The sequence below is a fragment of the Nocardia asteroides genome (genome assembly GCA_019930625.1).
GTDB classification, from domain to species: Bacteria; Actinomycetota; Actinomycetes; order Mycobacteriales; family Mycobacteriaceae; genus Nocardia; species Nocardia sputi.
The window spans coordinates 7,010,211-7,027,116 of sequence record CP082844.1; the positions used below are offsets into that span (position 1 = coordinate 7,010,211).

Below are 16,906 nucleotides of genomic sequence, written 5' to 3' on the forward strand. Positions count from 1 at the left end.
TACCAGCCTAGTGGGCCGACGCCAGCCGTTATCCGCGTGGTCCGGGCGGTCGGCGCGCGCCGGACCCGTGTGCGCAGGTCCGCCCCTCGGGAGCGTTCCTGGAGTGCGGCGAAGTGTGTCGCCGCTCTCGTCCGAGGCCGACCCGCGCTGGTCTCCCGGCGATGTGCCGGATGCCCCGGCACGACGACCAGTAGCAGGTCGTCTACTTGGTGTCGCTGTCGATGAGCAGACGCCCGCCCGAGCTGATCACCCGCAGCGTCAGGCTCTTGGTCTGGCCCTCGACCGTGATGCTGGCCAGCCGCATGTCGACCGACCCGTCGTCGTTGTTCGTCCGCCTCGCGGCCTCGATGGTGTTGAAGTCGTCGATGGTCCGCGCGTCCCAGTACTGCCGGAAGGCCTGCTCGCTGCCATAGGTCTTCTGCGCCGCCGGTGTCAGCAGTGCCCACGACCCGGACGGATTGGTATAGAAGTCCTCCACCAGGCGACCCGCCGACCCGATGTCGACGCGCTCGCCGGAGCTGGGGGTGCGTCCCAGCTCGGCCGCGACGGTCGAGGTGGTCCCGGGCCTGGTCGTCGAACTCACCGACGGCGGGCTCGCCTGCGGACCCGGCGAATCGGAGTCGGACTGAGTGAACGCGCTGATCAACAGCGCGGAGACGGCGGCGACCGCGCCGACGAGTGCGCCGATCAGCACCGCGCGCCGTTTGCCCGCGGGCCGCTGCTGCGGTTGCGGGCGCGGCTGCGCCATGGTGCGTGGATGGGCCGCGGTGTCCGGGTGCGCGGGCCGCGCGGGCGCGGGGCGGGGACGCGGCTGACGCTCGGTGGGCGTGTAGGGCGCCGACGCCATCGCCGACGGCCGCAGCGCGCGGGTCGCCGATTCGGGCTCACCCGCCCTCGGGCGGGTGAACGCTTCGCTGGCAGGCACGAACCCGGCGGCCACCGGCGCGGGACCGGCGTCGGCGAACGCGGCGAGGTGATCGCGCGCCGCCCGCATGCTCGGACGCTCGGAGGGCTCGGGGCTGAGCAGGTCGAGCAGGAAATCCGTTGCGGGACCGGCGTTGCGCGGTTCGCTCAGCTGGCCGTTCGCGGCGGCGTAGAGCACCGCCAGCGGATTGGAGCCCGCGCCGTAGGGCGGTTCGCCCTCCAGCGCGTGAAACAGCGTGGCACCCAAGGCGAAGACGTCGGATGCCGGACTGGGATCGGAGCCGCGGGCGACCTCCGGCGCGAGATAGGCTGCGGTGCCGCAGATCAGCCCGGTCTCGGTGAGGGTGACGTCGCCGGTCGCGCGGGAGATGCCGAAGTCGGTGATCTTCACCGTGCCGTGATCGTCGAGCAGGATGTTGCCCGGCTTCACGTCGCGGTGCACGATGCCCGCCTGGTGCGCGGCGATCAGGGCCGAGGCCACCTGCTCGCCGATCCGGGCGACCTGGGTCAGCTGCAGGGTGCCCTGCGCGCCGATCACCGCCGCGAGGCTCTTGGACTTGAGGTATTCCATCACCAGGCAGGGATCGCCCTCGTGCTCGGTGATGTCGAACACGACGATCGCGTTCGGATGCTGGAAGCGGGCGGCGTTGCGGGCCTCCCGAATCGCGCGCTGGCGCACCACAACGCGCTCGGCCTCGGGAAGGCTCGGCTGGATGTGGATCTGCTTGACGGCCACGGAGCGCTGGAGGCGTTCGTCGACGGCACGCCAGACCACGCCCGTGCCGCCGCTACCAATCCGCTCGACCAGGCGGTAATGCTCCGCGATCAACTGACCGGTATCGATGGCGCCTACTCCGAACCTTCTCGAAATCGTGACATCCCGCATATTGATTACTCACGCGGTCCGGGGATGAGTGTAGCTGGCTTCGGAATGCTCGCACGCGTCAGCCGGGCCTTCGTGTGCGCCCGAATCGCACGAAACGGACTATCCGCGCGCCCGCAGCATCCGGCCCGCCGCGTCCACCGCGGGCGCCGAACTGCTCGCGTCGCTGATGAACACGGCAAATGCCAGGTCGCCGTCGATGCCGACGAACCAGCCGTGCGCGTGCGCGTCATCGATGTACTCCGCGGTGCCGGTTTTGCCGAGCACGCCGGGGATGTCGCGCAATTGTGTCGCGGTGCCGTCGGTGATCGTCTCACGCATCATGGCTTTCAGCTGGTCGGCGACCTGCGGCGGCAGCGCGTCCGGGGTCCGGTCCGGAGTGCCCGGCCTGCCCGCGACGAGGGTGGGCGCGGGCGCCGCGCCGCGGGCGATGGAGGCGGCGACCAGCGCCATTCCGAACGGCGACGCTGTCACCTGCCCTTGACCGATCGCCGACTCCACCCGCAGCGCGGAGGTGCCGGCCGGTGGCACTTTTCCGGTGACGGTGGTCAGGCCCGGTGTGACGTAATCGATCCCGAGTCCCAGTTGTGCCGCCGCTTTCGTCAGCGCGTCGGCGGGCAATAGCACGGCCAGGGCGCCCATCGTGGTGTTGCAGGAGCGGGCGAACGCGGTGTGCAACGGGACCGATCCCAGATCGAAGTTGTTGTCGTTGGGGATGCGACGGCCCTCGATGTCCGCGGTGCCCGGGCAGGGCAGCACGGTGTCGGGTGTCACGGTTCCCGCCTGCAACGCGGCGGAGACGGTGACCGTCTTGAACGTCGAACCCGGCGGGTAGAGCCCGGTCAGCGCGATCGGGCCCTGCGCGTCGGCGGCGGCGTTCTGCGCCATCGCGACGACGTCGCCGGTCGAGGGCCGCAGGGCGACGATCGCGGCGGGCTGGGCGACCGGGGCCAAGGCCGCCTCGGCCGCGCGCTGCAGGCCGGGATCCAGCGTGGTGGCGATGTCGGCGGTGGGCCTGGGGTCGGTTCCGGCGACGCGCTGGGTGCCCTGGGGCGTCTGGGCGCGCACCGCCCATCCGGCGTTCGCGTCGGCGGACTCCTGCCACAACTCGGCCAGTCCGGACAGGGTCGGTCCGGACAGGGCCTTGTCGGTCGTCAGCAACCGGGTCTGCGGCGCGAGGGTGACGCCCGGCAGCGCGGTCAGGCGATCCCGGATCGCGGCGAGGTCTGTCTCGCGCAGGGTGATCGCGGTGATCGGTTTTCCTTGCGCCGCGGCCAGTTCCGCTTGCAGCGACTGCGGGGTGACGCCGGGTGCGAGCGGGCCGAGCAGGTCCGCGACCGCGGAGAGGTCGGCGCCGGAGCCGACGTTCACCAGCGTGACGATCTGCTCGGTCATCAATTCGCCGCCGGCGGCGTCGAGTACGCGGGCAGGTCTCGGATAGACCCTGCTGTAGCTCAACGGGCCCGCGTCCAGTCCGGGGGCGACCGTGGCCGGATTCCACTTCACCCGCCATCCCGCCCCGTCGTCGCGCGCGGCGCCGTTGGTGGTGTAGGTCCACTCGGACTTGCCGTCCGCGCCCAGCTTCCAGGTGGCGGCCAGCGCGAAGTCGTTCTCGTCGGCCGAGCGGACCTCGAAGCGCACGTCCTGGCCGAGCCCGTCGTAGAGCGCGTCGAGGGTCTCGGCGGCCTGGGCCGGGTTGTCGGTGAGCGCGGCGGCCGCGGGGATGTCGTCGCGGTTGAGCGCGTCGGCGAACTGGCCGGCGACGGTGTCGGGCTGGTCCGGGCCGGACGAGCAGGCGGCGAGCACGAGCATCGGTGCGGCGAACAGGACGAGAGATTTCCGGTTGGTACGCACGCGCTCGACCTTATCCGGCCGTGGCGGATCGCGATCTCAGTCGCGCGACCAGGGCGCCTGCGCGAGGGCGGCGGCGTCGGCGTCGGCGAGGTCGATGTCGAACACTTCGGCGAGGATCTTGGGCAACTCGGTGGGCGCCAGCTCTCTCGTGTCGCTCGTGCCGTCGGGGTACTCGGTGACGAACGTGGTGCCGTCCAGCACGTGATGCACCTCCGGGTGGAAACGCTGCACATAGGGCCGGGTGGTGAAGGGGGAACGCGGCGAGGTCGACACGAAGTGATTGCCGACGGCGTAGTCGATGCGGTACTGCGGATTCACGGTGAAGCTGTGCCGGTCGATCCAGCCTTCGCGGCCGTACTGGTGCAGCACCCACAGCTCGGAATCCAGCTCCCCGCGCGTGCGCTCCAGCCGGAACTTCCATTCTCCCGCCGCGAATTCTCCGGTCTCGCCGGACAATTCGAAGGGCACGAGCGGTCCGGCGCCGAAGCCGACGTCGCACAGCCACACCCGGTCGTCGTCGGCGGTCGTCACGCGCAGCAAGGCGTGGGTGGCGGGCCGCAATCCCGCGCCCGCACCCATGCTCACCCGGCCGCTGAGTCCGGTGACGCCGAAGCCGAGCCGTTCCAGTGCGGCCGCGAACAGTCCGACGTTCTCGTAGCAGTAGCCGCCGCGCCGGCGGCGCACCATCTTGTCCTGCAGGGTAGCCAGGTCGAGCGGGATCGTCCTGCCCAGGATGATCTCGAGGTTCTCGAACGGGATCGCGGTGGTGTGCGCCCGCACCAGTTCGTGCAGCGTCCGGACGGTGGGAGCGCACTCGCCGTCGAAACCGATCCGGGCCAGATAGGCGTCCAGGTCGAGTTCGGCTCCGTTCCAGTGGTAGGCCGGGTCGGCCGGTTTGCTCATCGCGTCCTCGCTTCGTCGGTCGGTTTTTTTCGGTCAACCGCACCGGGACGCGATCATGTTCCCGGCCGCCGCCTCATGCCGCGCACTTCGCACCCGGCGGGGCGGGCGGGGTGGTGACGACGCCGTGCGCGACGTCCACGAGGTAGTCGCGATCCGGGCCGTCGACCGGTTCCGCGCCGAGCAGCAGGCGCTCGACGACGCAGCCGCCTTCGAAGAAGGCCGGGCCGACGCTGTGGTCGCCCGGGACCACGCGCCCGTTCAGGTCGCGCCCGGTGACGACGGTGTACATCGAAGTGGGCTTGCCCGCGGCGACGAGCCCGGCGCGCATCTCGACGCTCGTGGCGTAGGGCACCACGTCGTCGGCGGTGCCGTGGACGAGGAACGCGCGCCGCACGTCCATCCGGGCGGCCAGCAGTGCGGGCGAGCGTTCGACGTAGGCGAGCGGACAGGCCGCGGGCGGGCAACCACCCGCGTCGCGCTCGATCTGCGCGGGCAGCGCCGGATCGACGGCCACCGCGCCCAGCCACATCGTGAAATCGTCGGCGGGACCGTAGTTGTCGACCCAGTAGTCGAACATCCCGCGCGGACCGTGCGCCACCGCGAGACCACTGGTGATGCCGCCCTGGCTCCAGCCCCACAGCACCGTGCGCGTGATCGAGCGGTGGCTCTGCCGGTACCACTCGGTCGCGGCGACGATGTCGCGCCAGCCCGCCCACAGATTCCACTCGCCGGTGCGCCATACGCTGTCCGCGGAACGCAGATCCATCGACAGGATCGGAGTAGCGGTGCGGCGCGCGATCGAGTCGAGATAGCCGGCGAAATCCGCCGACGACCCGTCGTGCCCGTGCACCGCGACCACCAGAGCCTGCGCCGCCACATCGCCCTCGGCGCACCGGTAGGGCTCGTACACCCGCCCGGTCGCCTCCTCCCCGTCCACGGTCACCGCCACCGGGTGGACAGCCACACCCCCGGCGCACACCTGATCCGCCGAAACCCGCGGCGCCGCAGAGGTTGTCATCACGAGCGCACCGACCAGCGCGCAGCACAGCACGAGTATCGGAGAGGCCTGGCGCATCCTCGGATGATGTCACGCCGTCGACGTGTCCCCGCGCAGACGCATCACGACGAGCAGCCCGCCCGCGGCCGCCGCGACACCCACCACACGGCAGTCATCCCCGCGCTCAGCCCGTAGGCGGCGCCGAGAAACTAGTAGGCAGCGGCCGAACCGGCGGACTGATCCCGATTTTTGGGGGCAGGACCCGGCGTCCGCGCGCTGTTACGGTCCGGGTACTCATTTCGAGTCCGGACGGCACGGGTCCGCGCGTTCGGACGTCTTCTCATGGAGTCAGCCATGACCATCGCACCTCGCCGCATTCCCGACGCGACCCTGATCAGCACGCTGGCGGAGACCGCCGCGACGTGGCGAGGCCAGCTGCTCGCGAAACGGAACGAGTTGCGGGGCGGAACTTTTCGAGACGCGGCGGTTGCCCTGTGCGCGTGGATCGCGGTGACCGACGGCCCTGCCGCGGGCGGCGACCGCGCCACCGTCGCCGAGTTCGTCACGGCCGACCCGGTTCTGCGGAATTTCCCGGTCGACGACCTGCGTGCGCTGTTCGAGGACAACTGCAATCGGCTGGCGAACAATCCGGTCCTCGGCTGCGCGCACGTGTTGCGGCAGATCGCCAAAGCGGCGGACAAGCCCGCCGAAGCGGACGCGGTGGTCCGGATCGGCATCCTGATCGGCAGCGGGGCCGGCGCCTGTGGCCCGGAGGCGATCGATGCCCTCCACGACGCCTGCCGGACCTTGCGGCTGGCTCCGGAGCACTTCGGCCTCTGAATCCGCCGAACGCTACGATTCGCCTATGCGTTCGATTGATGCCGCCGAGCGGCGCGCTCGGCTGGCGGTGCGGCACCGGCTCGCGACGCCCGAACGGTCCGGGCTGGTCGACGAGATCGCCCGTTCGCTGGTCGCCCTGCACGCGACCGATCCGGCGACCGTCTTCCTCTCGGTCGCGGCGCGTGGCAAGGGCCTCACGCCCGCGGATGTCGAACGGGCGCTCTATGAGGATCGTTCGCTGCTGCGGATGCTGGCCATGCGCCGCACCATGTTCGTGGCGCCGGTGGACCTGGTGCCGATTCTCCAGGCCTCGTGCGCGGACGCCTTGGCGCACAAGCAGCGGCGCACCTACGGCAAGTACCTGGCGCAGGCCGGTATCGGGGACGGTGACACGGCGGGCTGGTGGACCGAGGTCGAAGCCGAGACGCACAAAGCGTTGCTCGCCCGCGGCGCGGCCACCGGCGCGCAGCTGAGCAAGGACGTCCCCCGGTTGCGCACCCAGGTGAACACCGCGCCGGACAAGGCGTATTCGAAGCCGACGAACATCACCACCTGGGTGCTGGTGGCTCTGGGCTGCGAGGGCCGCATCGTGCGCGGGCGGCCGAACGGCAGCTGGGCCAGCAGTCGATACACCTGGGCGCCGATCGAGTCGTGGTTGCCCGGCGGCGTCCCGTCCGTCCCCGCCACCGCGGCTCGCGTAGAGCTGGTCCGCCGCTGGTTGCGCGCCTTCGGTCCCGCACCCGTGTCGGACGTCAAGTGGTGGACCGGATGGACTCTGGGCGAGGTTCGCGCGGCGCTCGGCGCGCTCGAGCTGGTCGAGGTCGACCTGGACGGCGTGACCGGTGTACTCCTGGCCGACGACGTGGAACCGGTCGCCGCGCCGGAACCCTGGGCGGCGCTGCTGCCGGCCCTGGATCCGACGCCGATGGGCTGGCAGGCGCGGGAGTGGTATCTCGGCCCCCACGCACCGAGCCTGTTCGATCGCAACGGGAACGTCGGACCCACCGTGTGGTGGGACGGACGGATCGTCGGCGGCTGGGCACAGCGCAAGGACGGCGAGATCGTCTACCGCCTCCTCGAAGACGTGGGAGCCGACGCCGACGCGCTGATCGCCGCGCAAGCGCAGCGCGTCGCCGAATGGTTCGGCGAGGTGCGCACCATTCCCCGGTTCCGGACACCACTGGAACGCGAGCTCACCGCCTGACCGACCGGAGACCCGACCCGCACCGGGTAGTTTGAGCCGCATGGAGATTCGCGGATTCGCCGAGAGCGACCGGGCCGCCCTGCGCGCTTTGTTCGTGCGCGCGGGTGCGGGTTCGCCGACCGAGTCGCTGTGGGGGCATCCGGAATCCGAGGCGGCCGTCTATCTGGAGCCGTACATGGATCTGGAACCGGCGTCGCTGTTCGTCGCGGAGCACGAGGGCGAGCTGGTCGGGTATCTGACCGGCTGCGTGGGCAGCGCGGGGTTTCCCAGCGAGAGCGAGCGCATCGATCAGGCCATCCGCCGCTATCGCCTGGTGTTCCGCCGTGAGCCCGCCGGATTCTTCGCACGCAGCATCGCCGATGTCGCGGGTGCGGCGATCCGCCGGGCTCCGACGGCGGGAGATTTCCGCGACGAGCGCTGGCCCAGCCATCTGCACATCAATGTCGCGCCGGAGGCCAGGGGCACCGGCGCGGCCGACCGGCTGATGGTCCGCTGGCTCGAGCGCCTCACCGAAACCGGTTCGCCCGGCTGCCATTTGCAGACGCTGGTGGAAAACGTCCGTGCCGTCCGGTTCTTCGAGCGCATGGGATTCACCGCCCACGGCACCGAGCCCCTGGTCCCCGGCCTGCGCTATCGCGGGGCACGAGTGCACCAGCGCACGATGGTGCGCGACAGCTGACGGGCACGCGACGGCGATTCCGGAGTCGACCGCGTGCCACTACTCCCAGCGGCGGAAGTACACCGACTTGTGCGGTCGACCGGGCTGTCGAGCCCGCCGCAGCCACTTCACCGTCACGGGTTCCGGGAAAGCAAACGCGCCCGCAAGCGACTTCCCGGTGCGGTCATAGCTCGAGGGGCCGAGGTCAGCTCGCACCTCGACCGCGTGTTCGAGCTCCGGGCTCGACACCGGCCGAACTCGAAGTCACGGTCCCTGCTGCCGGTGACGGTCCCGCGACCGCACGGCCGAGCCGGTGTGCTGAGGATTCCGCTACATGTCCAGCCCGAGGTCGAGCACACGGACCGAGTGGGTGAGGGCGCCCACGGCGAGGTAGTCGACGCCGGTGCGGGCGTAGTCGGCGGCGACCTCGAGGCTCAGGCCGCCGGAGGACTCCAGTTTCGTTCGCGGAGACGCGGCGTTGCGGCGCTGCACGGCCGCCTGGGTCTGCCAGAGCGGGAAGTTGTCCAGCAGGACGAGTTCCACGTCCTCGGCGAGCACGGCGTCGAGCTGTTCGAGACTGTCGACTTCGACCTCGCAGGGGATGTCGGGGGCGGCAGCGCGCACCGCGCGCAGCGCCTCGACCACAGATCCCGCGGCGACCACGTGGTTGTCCTTGATCAGGGCGGCGTCACCGAGACCCATGCGGTGGTTGACACCGCCGCCGACGCGCACGGCGTACTTCTGCAGCGCGCGCAGGCCGGGCAGCGTCTTGCGGCTGTCCCGGATGCGGCAGGAGGTGCCCGCGACGGCGTCCACCCATGCGGCCGTCGCCGTCGCGATGCCGGACAGATGGCATACCAGGTTGAGCATGGTGCGCTCGGCGGTGAGCAGCCCGCGAGTCGGCGCGATCAGGGTCAGCACGGACTGTCCCGGCGAGACCCGGGTACCGTCGGCGACGCGATCGGTGATCTCGTAGTCGCCCGCGCCGATCACCTCGTCGAGCACGAGCAACCCGGCGTCGAGCCCGGCCACGGTCCCCGGCTCCCGCGACACCACCGACGCCTTGATGACCGCGTCCGCGGGCACGGTCGCTGTCGTCGTGACGTCCGGGCCGTAGCGCAGGTCCTCGGACAGCGCGGCGCGGATGATCCGCAGCACCTCGTCGCGATCCAGGGCGGCATCCAGGGCCATCGAAGTTCCTCTCTCGCCGAGCGGGGCCGGTGGACGGCTCGGCGGCTGTCGTCAGGGGATGGGCGCGTACTCGGGTACGCCGTCGTTGTTCAGCCGGATCGGGAGGCCGTGACGGAGTTCGGGAACGGCGTCCGGGTGGTCGGACCGGGTGTGACAGCCGCGGCTCTCGGTGCGGGCGAGCGCGGCCAGCAGCAGCGTGCGGGCGGCGAGGGTGAGCGCGGCGTCCTCGATCCCGGCGATCGGGTGGGTGAGGGTGGTGTTCGTGTCGCGCCGGGTGACCACGTCATCGAGCCGCTTGAGCGCTTCGGCCAGACCGGCGCGGTCGCGGACCACCGAGGCGTGCGTGGTCATCAGACCCTGCACCACCTCACGGGCGGCGTAATCGGCGGTGCGAGCGGGTAGCTCGCGCACCCCGGCCCGCTCGCCGAGCCGTTCGGCGGCGGCGGCCCCGGCGCGCTCACCGACCACCAGTCCCTCGAGCAAGCTGTTGGAGGCCAACCGGTTCGCCCCGTGCAGACCTGTGCGCGCGACCTCACCGGCCGCGTACAGACCGGGCACTCCGGTGCGGCCGTGGGTGTCGGTGACGACTCCCCCGCACTGATAGTGCGCGGCGGGCGCGACCGGGATCAGGTCCGTGCGCGGATCGATGCCCGCGGCCAGGCACGAGGCGGTGATCGTCGGAAACCGTCGACCGAAGCCATCGATCGACCGCGCATCGAGGTAGACGTGCTCGGCGCCGAGCGCCCGCATGCGGGCGGCGATGGCACGGGAGACCACGTCGCGGGGGGCGAGGTCGCCGCGCGGATGCACCCCCGCGGTCACCGGATCGCCTTCGGTGTCGACGAGCGTCCCGCCTTCGCCGCGCACCGCTTCGCTGATCAGCGGCCTGCGCCCCATCCCTCCCGGGGTGTAGAGCACGGTCGGATGGAACTGCACGAACTCGAGATCGGCAACGGTCGCGCCGGCCCGCAGCCCGAGCGCGACGCCGTCGGCGGTGGCGCCGGGCGGATTGGTGCTCAGCGCGTACAACTGTCCGAGCCCGCCGGTGGCCAGCAGCACAGCGGGGGCGTGCACGACACCGAAGCCCTTGTCCGACACCGCGACCACGCCCCGCACACCGTTCGGGCCGGTGACGATCTCGGCGACCGCGGCGCCGAACAGCACCGGCAGACCGGCCTCGTTCAGCGCCCGCTGCACCTCCGCGCCCGTGGCGTCGCCACCGGCGTGAATGATCCGGCGGGTGCTGTGCCCGCCCTCGCGGGTCCGCGAGATCTGGCCGTCGCGGCCGAGGTCGAACACCGCGCCCAAATCGGTCAGCGCGGCCACCGCGGCCTGCCCGCCCGCGACGATGGACCGCACGGCGTCCACGTCGCACAGGCCCGCGCCCGCCTCCACCGTGTCGTGCACGTGCGACTCGACCGAATCCCCGTGCGGCGCCACCACGGCGATGCCGCCCTGGGCGTACTGGGTGGAGGTGTCGGTCGGCCCGCCTTTGCTGAGCGTGAGCACCCGCAGGCCACGCAGTGACGCGGTGCGCGCCGCGGTCAGTCCCGCGACGCCGCCGCCGATCACCACCAGATCGGCCTCGGCCTCCCAGTCACCCACCGCCGCACGGGCAGCGGTCGGGCTCATTCACCGCCGCCGGGATTGCCGATAGCGATCATCCGCTGCACCGAATTGCGGCCCAGCGCGGCGGTTTCCGGATCGACATGGACTTCGTCGCGACCTTCCACCAGGCAGCGCAGCAGCGCCGCCGGGGTGATCATCTTCATGTACTTGCACGAGGCCCGGTCGTTCACCGCCTGGAAGTCGATGCCGGGAGCGGCCTTGCGCAGCTGGTGCAGCATGCCGACCTCGGTGGCCACCAGCACCTGATTCGACTTCGCCGCCTTGGCCGCGTCGATCATGCCGCCGGTGGACAGGATGTGCACCCGCTCGGCCGGGAACGCGCCCTCCCCCGCCAGGTACAGCGCCGAGGTGGCGCAGCCGCATTCGGGGTGCACGAACAGCTCCGCGTCGGGATGGGTGCGGGCCTGCTCGGTCAGCTCCTCGCCGTTGATGCCCGCGTGCACGTGGCATTCACCCGCCCAGATGTGCATGTTCGCGCGGCCGGTGACCCGCTTGACGTGCGCGCCGAGGAACTGGTCCGGCAAGAACAGCACCTCACGGTCCGGGTCGATCGAGGCGACTACGTCGACCGCGTTGGACGAGGTGCAGCAGATGTCGGTGAGCGCCTTCACCTCGGCCGTGGTGTTCACGTAGGAGACGACCACCGCGTTCGGGTGCTCGGCTTTCCACGCGCGCAGTTCGTCGGCCGTGATGGAGTCGGCGAGCGAACATCCGGCGCGCTGATCCGGGATGAGCACGGTCTTCGCCGGGCTGAGAATCTTGGCGGTCTCGGCCATGAAGTGCACGCCGCAGAACACGATGGTGTCCTCGGGCGCCTCGGCCGCGATCCGCGACAGCGCCAGCGAATCGCCGACGTGGTCGGCCACGTCCTGGATCGCGGGCAACTGGTAGTTGTGCGCCAGGATCGTCGCGTTGCGCTCCCGCGCCAGCCGCTTGACTTCCCGCGCCCACTCGGGCGATGCCTCGACACCCGCGAACCCGGACGGCCCGTCGAACACCTGCCCCATCAGCGGGGGCGCCAGTTTCGCACCCGTCGTCGCCATGGATGGCTCCCTTCCTCGTGCGGTCGGCTACCCGCCGATTCGCACCAAACCAGGTTTTCGACTTACAATCGAAAACGTGGCCCATAGTAGCACCATCCACGAATCGCTCACCGCGGTGTTCCAGGTTCGCCGCTTCCCGAAGAACGTCACCGCAGGTCACAGTGCGGCGGAGCGCGCGGAAGAGTTGACGCGGCGGTGCCCGCCCGATCAGCGGACCGAACTGGCGGTGTTGCTGTGGGAACGCGCTCTCGACCCGCAGAAGGGCACCTGGTCACTGCCGGGCGGCAGGCTCGGTGACGACGAGGACCTCGACACCTCCGCGCGCCGCCAGCTCGCCGAGAAGGTCGACGTGCGCGAGCTGAGCCACCTGGAACAGCTCTCGGTGTTCAGCGCCCCCGACCGGGTGCCGAGCCCGCGGCGCATCGCCTCGGCCTACCTCGGACTGGTGCCGCTGACCGCCGATCCCCAGCTGCCCCCGGACACCGCGTGGCACCCGGTCGCGGCACTGCCGGACATGTCCTTCGATCACCGCACGGTGGTCGACCACGCCCGCACCCGGCTGGCGGCGAAACTGTCCTACACGAATATCGCCTTCGCCCTCGCACCGGACCGGTTCACCATGTCCACCTTGCGCGAAATCTACTGCGCCGCATTGGGCTACGACGTGGACACCACGAACCTCCAGCGAGTTCTCTCCCGCCGCAGAGTGATCACGCCCACCGGCGCCACCGCCGCGCCCGGCCGCGCGGGCGGCCGCCCCGCCGCGGTCTACCGCTTCACCGGCTCCGGCCTGCGCGTGACGGACGAATTCGCCGCCCTCCGTCCGCCCGGCCCATCCTGAGCTGCCTTCGGCAGCGCACCTCGACCCCCGTAGACAGGACCCGTCCGCGCCTGCTCGCGAAGCACAAGTGCGCACGCGGCTTTCGGCAAGCGTCGAAGTAGGCGCCGAGGACATCGGCTTCACCGCCGATGGGCGTCGGCGACCAGGAACTGAGCAGCGTGATGAGGCCGCGACTACTGGTCGGTGGTTTTGCGGTGCTTGCCCCTGCGGCGGTACTGCCGCTTGCTGGGTATCGGACGCGCGGCGTTGCTGCGCCGCAAGGCGTCTCGGCGACGCCATGCCGCCAGATCGGCGCGCTCGCTCGCCGCGGGAGGCGCGTCGGCCATCGCATGAGGTGCGGGATTCACGGCCGGTCCCCCTTTCGCGTATCCGGCTGCTCCGGTTCACACCGTATCGCCGCGCGGGTTCGGCCTCCACCGATTTTCACCGTGGGCGGGTCGGCGAGCGCGTCGGCGAAGAGCTCACCGCATCCTTCGGCCACGCCCAGCGCCGTCGCGATAGCGCCCTCAGCCCTACCGTTGGCTCGGGAGATCCAGTTCGGCCACCTTGACCAGGCCCGTCTCTTGCCGAGCGGTCTCCAGCGTGAACCGGGCGCGGCGGCCCCGGACGTCGAGGGAGGCGATCGAATTGCCGAAGTGCGGGCCGCTGATCTTGCGCCAGCGGACCGGATCGGGTGAGAGCCCACGCCGATCCGCGAGCCACCGCAGCGCCGACGCGATCGGCGCCGCCCACGACAGCGCGAACGCGGGCTGGAACATCTTCGGTGGCTCGTTGTGCACCGGCGAACACACCAATTGCAGCACTTGTGATTTCGTCGGCTCCGCGTAACCGGCGACGGCGACGTAGCTGTGGTGCACATCCCCGGACAGCACGCAGATCGTGCTCGGCGACTCCGGGGTGGTACCCAGCCGGTGGATCAGCCGCGCCAGCCGTTCGAACGACGCGCGGAACGCGGGCCAGTGCTCCAGATCCGCTGCCTGCCTGACCTTTTCGCCCAGTCTTCCGCGCCATCCCGGCAGGTCCGCCGCCCGCTCGTTGAGCGATTGGAAGTGGCTCAGTGCGTGCGGCATCAGCCACGGCAGGGACGATCCGATCAGCAGGTGGTCGACGTCGCCCGCGGCGTTCTCCTCGATCCAGTCGAATTCCTCGGACCCGACGATGAGGCGCTGACCGTCGAGGATCCGGCCACCGCGGGTGTCGATCACCAGCAGCCGGACGCGGCCGAAGTCACGGCGGTAACTCCACCGGGTGGGCTTACGACCGTCGACCTCCTTGTCGGCCTGCTCGGCGAAATTCTCCAGCAGACCTTGCACGTCGTCGCCCGCCTCGGTGACCTCGCGGTAGAGGGTGTTGCGCGCCAGTTCGTCCGGGCCGAGGTTGCCGATGTGCTGATACACCCAGTAGGACGCGAGTCCGGCGCGGATGCGCTGGTTCCACCACGGCTTGCGCGCCATCTGTTCGCGCCAGGTACGCGAGGTGTTCCAGTCGTCGCGTACGTCGTGGTCGTCGAAGATCATCGACGTCGGCACGGTCGACATCAGCCAGCGGATCTCCGGGTCCGCCCACGACTCGTGGTAGAGCTCGGCGTACTCGCGGAAGGACACCACCTCGCCCTGCGGCTCCTGCCCGCCGCGCCGCCGTGCCAGCCACTCCTTCATCCGCGGGGTCGGCTCGTCGGCGTAGACCTGGTCACCGAGCAACAGCAGGGCATCCGGCCATTCCTCCTCCGGCAGTCCCGTCATGCGCGCGGCGTACGCGTCCAGCGCGTCCGCTCCGAGCTTGTCCGCCTCGAGCACCCCCGGCGTGGCCTTGGCCGCCCGGCACGACCCGAACAAGATCTTCTCGACGGGCCGCGTACGGATGCGGCACGGCGGAAACTCCGATTCCGGCTCCGGCCAGACCGGCACACCGTCGAGCCGCACCTGGTAGGGCACCGACTGGCCTGGTTCCAGCCCGTCGATCACGACCAGCGCGAAGTGCTGCTCCCCCACATGGAACGTGCGGGCGCGCCGTCCCAGAACGTCCACTTCGCACGCAGCATCGGTTTCCACCCAGACGGTCGCCGAAGTCGCGTCGACATGCCGCAACACCGGCCCCAATACCAATTCCGCCATAACAACCGACGTTACGTCCACATGCGCGCTCCGGCATGATTACCGACTCGGCGCGATGAACACGGGCCTACCGGCGTGCGGTGATGCCGGCGGCAGCCTGGTGACGCTGCTGGGACCGCAGGTTCGCCCATGGTGTCGGTTAGCTCACAAACCGCCGCTGGGGTATCGGGAAATGCCGATCCATGGCAGGGTGGATCCGTGAGATCAGGCTTATCGATGTGATTCGCTTGGCTCATCTACAGAAAAGATTGAAGTAAAGCAATGGCTCAAGGCAGTGTGAAGTGGTTTAACAGCGAAAAGGGCTTCGGCTTCATCGCGCAAGACGGCGGCGGCGCCGACGTGTTCGTTCATTACTCCGCCGTGTCCGGCTCGGGATTCAAGTCCCTGGAAGAAGGACAGCGCGTGGAGTTCGAGATCGGCCAAGGTCAGAAGGGCCCCCAGGCCCAGGACGTTCGCGCGATCTGATCGACGTAGCCAGGTGAAAGCCCCGCACTCACAGGGTGCGGGGCTTTTGCGTATACGCCAGTCGATGATCGACGGCACATGGTCGCGGCAACGCGCGAGAAGGGTCCTCCACCATGTGCGTCGATCATGAGGGGTCATGGAGGAAAGCGATGATCGCGGTGAGGTCGGGGCGGTAGCCGGAGGTCGTGTCGACCTCGAGTGACGGCGCGTCGAGGGCGATGCGTTGGAACGCGACAGGCGTCGGTGGCGGGTGGTCGGGATCGGAATGGGCGCGGCGGAGTGGACCGGCTCGGCGGCGCTGGTGGATTCGCGCGGTCGTCAGAGCCGGATCGGTCACGCAGTGGACGACGCGCAGCCGTGCGTGGGCTTGCAACGGTGTGAGGCCCGGACGCCACAGCCGGTCCTGGAAGGCGGCTTCGGCAACCACGGTGACGCCGGCCCGCACGAGGAGCTCCAGCGTCTGGAAGAACACCGGCAGAGTGCGCAGGTTCAGTTCATCCGAGCGGTCCGGGGCGTAGTTCCCCGTCGCATGCACCATTCCCTCTTTGATCTCGTCCCGGCAGATGGCAGGGCAGCCGATCGACCGGGCAAGGGCGTGTGCGAGCGTCGTCTTGCCGGACCCGGGTGGGCCGCTGACGAGGACCAGGGTGGGGAGCGTATCCGGTTCGTCGGCCATTCCCGCACCGTAGTACCACTCGAATTGCCAGGCTCCCGCGCTCTCGGCACGAGTGCGACATCGCGCCGTCGCATACGAAGTCTGCGACGACCCCTCGTTCAGGCGGACTTCATCTCCGGGCCGGGCGGCGGCGCTTCGGTCCGCTGCGCCACGCGCGCTCCTGCCCAGAAGACCAGCTCCACCAGCCAGAACAGCAGGAGGAACACGGTTACCACGGTTACGGGGACGGCGAGGAAGAGCACCGATGGGACGGCGACGACGACGAAGCGGGCGAAGTCGGCCGTGGTCGCGCCGCTCAACCGGTGGACCGCGCGCACGGCCGCCCACATCATCCAGCGGCGCGGCAGCGAGACGCCGAGCTCGTGCAGGCTGCGGCGGAAGACGCCGTCGGCGTCGGCCACGCTCACCGCGGTCGAGTTGAGCAGATAGTCGTGCAGGATCGCGGCGCGGGTGTAGACGCCGTAGCGCGGTATCAGCCAGACGAGAGCGCGCGGCACCGAGGCGAAGTCGGTGCGGAAACCTGCGGGGATCACGAATTCCTCGGTCGCGCCGCGATAGACGAGCGGTTCGGTCACCCGCCAGAATCCGGCATCGAGTTCTTCGACGATCGGCCCGCCACCGACAAAGGTCACGTCCTGTTCCTTCCGCGCACTACCCCACCCCACGGTGGTTCGGCAAAGCCTC

Annotated in this window: 16 protein-coding genes; 5 read left to right on the forward strand and 11 right to left on the reverse strand. The window is 70.3% G+C overall.

What is annotated here, in order from left to right; genetic code table 11:
* Nucleotides 1–202 precede the first annotated feature (202 nt).
* The 4 genes from K8O92_31700 to K8O92_31715 all read right to left on the reverse strand — a co-directional run bounded on the left by K8O92_31700 (nt 203) and on the right by K8O92_31715 (nt 5,582).
* Entirely contained in the window at nt 203–1,810 is a 1,608-nt protein-coding gene (locus K8O92_31700; GenBank protein ID UAK32210.1) for a protein kinase, read from the reverse strand.
* 99 nt (nt 1,811–1,909) lie between these two features.
* A complete protein-coding gene (locus K8O92_31705) occupies nt 1,910–3,619 on the reverse strand; it encodes a penicillin-binding protein (protein UAK36065.1) in 1,710 nt (569 codons plus the stop codon).
* Between the two features lie 78 nt (nt 3,620–3,697).
* Entirely contained in the window at nt 3,698–4,564 is an 867-nt protein-coding gene (locus K8O92_31710; GenBank protein ID UAK32211.1) for an arylamine N-acetyltransferase, read from the reverse strand.
* Nucleotides 4,565–4,637: 73 nt separating this feature from the next.
* Nucleotides 4,638–5,582, reverse strand: a complete 945-nt coding sequence (locus K8O92_31715) for a S9 family peptidase (protein ID UAK36066.1) — start codon at nt 5,580–5,582, stop codon at nt 4,638–4,640.
* Nucleotides 5,583–5,915: 333 nt separating this feature from the next.
* Here K8O92_31715 and K8O92_31720 point away from each other — a divergent pair, with 333 nt between their 5' ends.
* From K8O92_31720 to K8O92_31730, 3 genes are read left to right on the forward strand one after another with little or no spacing between them, the layout of a single operon-like run.
* Entirely contained in the window at nt 5,916–6,401 is a 486-nt protein-coding gene (locus K8O92_31720; protein ID UAK32212.1) for a TerB family tellurite resistance protein, read from the forward strand.
* 25 nt (nt 6,402–6,426) lie between these two features.
* Nucleotides 6,427–7,605, forward strand: a complete 1,179-nt coding sequence (locus K8O92_31725; protein UAK32213.1) for a winged helix DNA-binding domain-containing protein — start codon at nt 6,427–6,429, stop codon at nt 7,603–7,605.
* 40 nt (nt 7,606–7,645) lie between these two features.
* On the forward strand, nt 7,646–8,284 hold the full coding sequence (locus K8O92_31730; protein UAK32214.1) for a GNAT family N-acetyltransferase: 639 nt from the start codon (nt 7,646–7,648) through the stop codon (nt 8,282–8,284).
* Nucleotides 8,285–8,593: 309 nt separating this feature from the next.
* Here K8O92_31730 and nadC read toward each other — a convergent pair whose 3' ends face one another.
* Genes nadC through nadA form a run of 3 tightly spaced genes read right to left on the reverse strand, consistent with a single transcriptional unit; the run spans nt 8,594 to nt 12,126 of the window.
* On the reverse strand, nt 8,594–9,454 hold the full coding sequence (gene nadC / locus K8O92_31735; GenBank protein UAK32215.1) for a carboxylating nicotinate-nucleotide diphosphorylase: 861 nt from the start codon (nt 9,452–9,454) through the stop codon (nt 8,594–8,596).
* Nucleotides 9,455–9,505: 51 nt separating this feature from the next.
* Nucleotides 9,506–11,086, reverse strand: a complete 1,581-nt coding sequence (locus K8O92_31740; protein ID UAK32216.1) for an L-aspartate oxidase — start codon at nt 11,084–11,086, stop codon at nt 9,506–9,508.
* Nucleotides 11,083–12,126 (reverse strand): quinolinate synthase NadA, encoded by a 1,044-nt coding sequence (gene nadA, locus K8O92_31745; protein ID UAK32217.1) that lies wholly within the window; start codon nt 12,124–12,126, stop codon nt 11,083–11,085. The genes K8O92_31740 and nadA overlap by 4 nt, the downstream gene beginning before the upstream one ends.
* A 76-nt stretch (nt 12,127–12,202) precedes the next feature.
* On the opposite strand from nadA, the gene K8O92_31750 reads away from it, so the two are divergent.
* The gene (locus K8O92_31750; protein UAK32218.1) at nt 12,203–12,967 is read left to right on the forward strand and encodes an NUDIX hydrolase; all 765 of its coding nucleotides are present in this window, start codon (nt 12,203–12,205) and stop codon (nt 12,965–12,967) included.
* A gap of 173 nt (nt 12,968–13,140) precedes the next feature.
* Here K8O92_31750 and K8O92_31755 read toward each other — a convergent pair whose 3' ends face one another.
* Nucleotides 13,141–13,314, reverse strand: a complete 174-nt coding sequence (locus tag K8O92_31755) for a hypothetical protein (GenBank protein UAK36112.1) — start codon at nt 13,312–13,314, stop codon at nt 13,141–13,143.
* Nucleotides 13,315–13,479: 165 nt separating this feature from the next.
* Nucleotides 13,480–15,081 (reverse strand): alkaline phosphatase family protein, encoded by a 1,602-nt coding sequence (locus tag K8O92_31760; protein ID UAK32219.1) that lies wholly within the window; start codon nt 15,079–15,081, stop codon nt 13,480–13,482.
* A 261-nt stretch (nt 15,082–15,342) separates the two neighbouring features.
* On the opposite strand from K8O92_31760, the gene K8O92_31765 reads away from it, so the two are divergent.
* On the forward strand, nt 15,343–15,546 hold the full coding sequence (locus K8O92_31765) for a cold-shock protein (protein ID UAK32220.1): 204 nt from the start codon (nt 15,343–15,345) through the stop codon (nt 15,544–15,546).
* A gap of 124 nt (nt 15,547–15,670) precedes the next feature.
* Here the strand turns inward: K8O92_31765 and K8O92_31770 are convergent, their stop codons facing one another.
* Both K8O92_31770 and K8O92_31775 read right to left on the reverse strand, forming a co-directional pair.
* On the reverse strand, nt 15,671–16,222 hold the full coding sequence (locus tag K8O92_31770) for an ATP-binding protein (GenBank protein ID UAK32221.1): 552 nt from the start codon (nt 16,220–16,222) through the stop codon (nt 15,671–15,673).
* A 98-nt stretch (nt 16,223–16,320) separates the two neighbouring features.
* Nucleotides 16,321–16,854 (reverse strand): DUF1353 domain-containing protein, encoded by a 534-nt coding sequence (locus K8O92_31775; protein ID UAK32222.1) that lies wholly within the window; start codon nt 16,852–16,854, stop codon nt 16,321–16,323.
* Nucleotides 16,855–16,906: the final 52 nt, after the last annotated feature.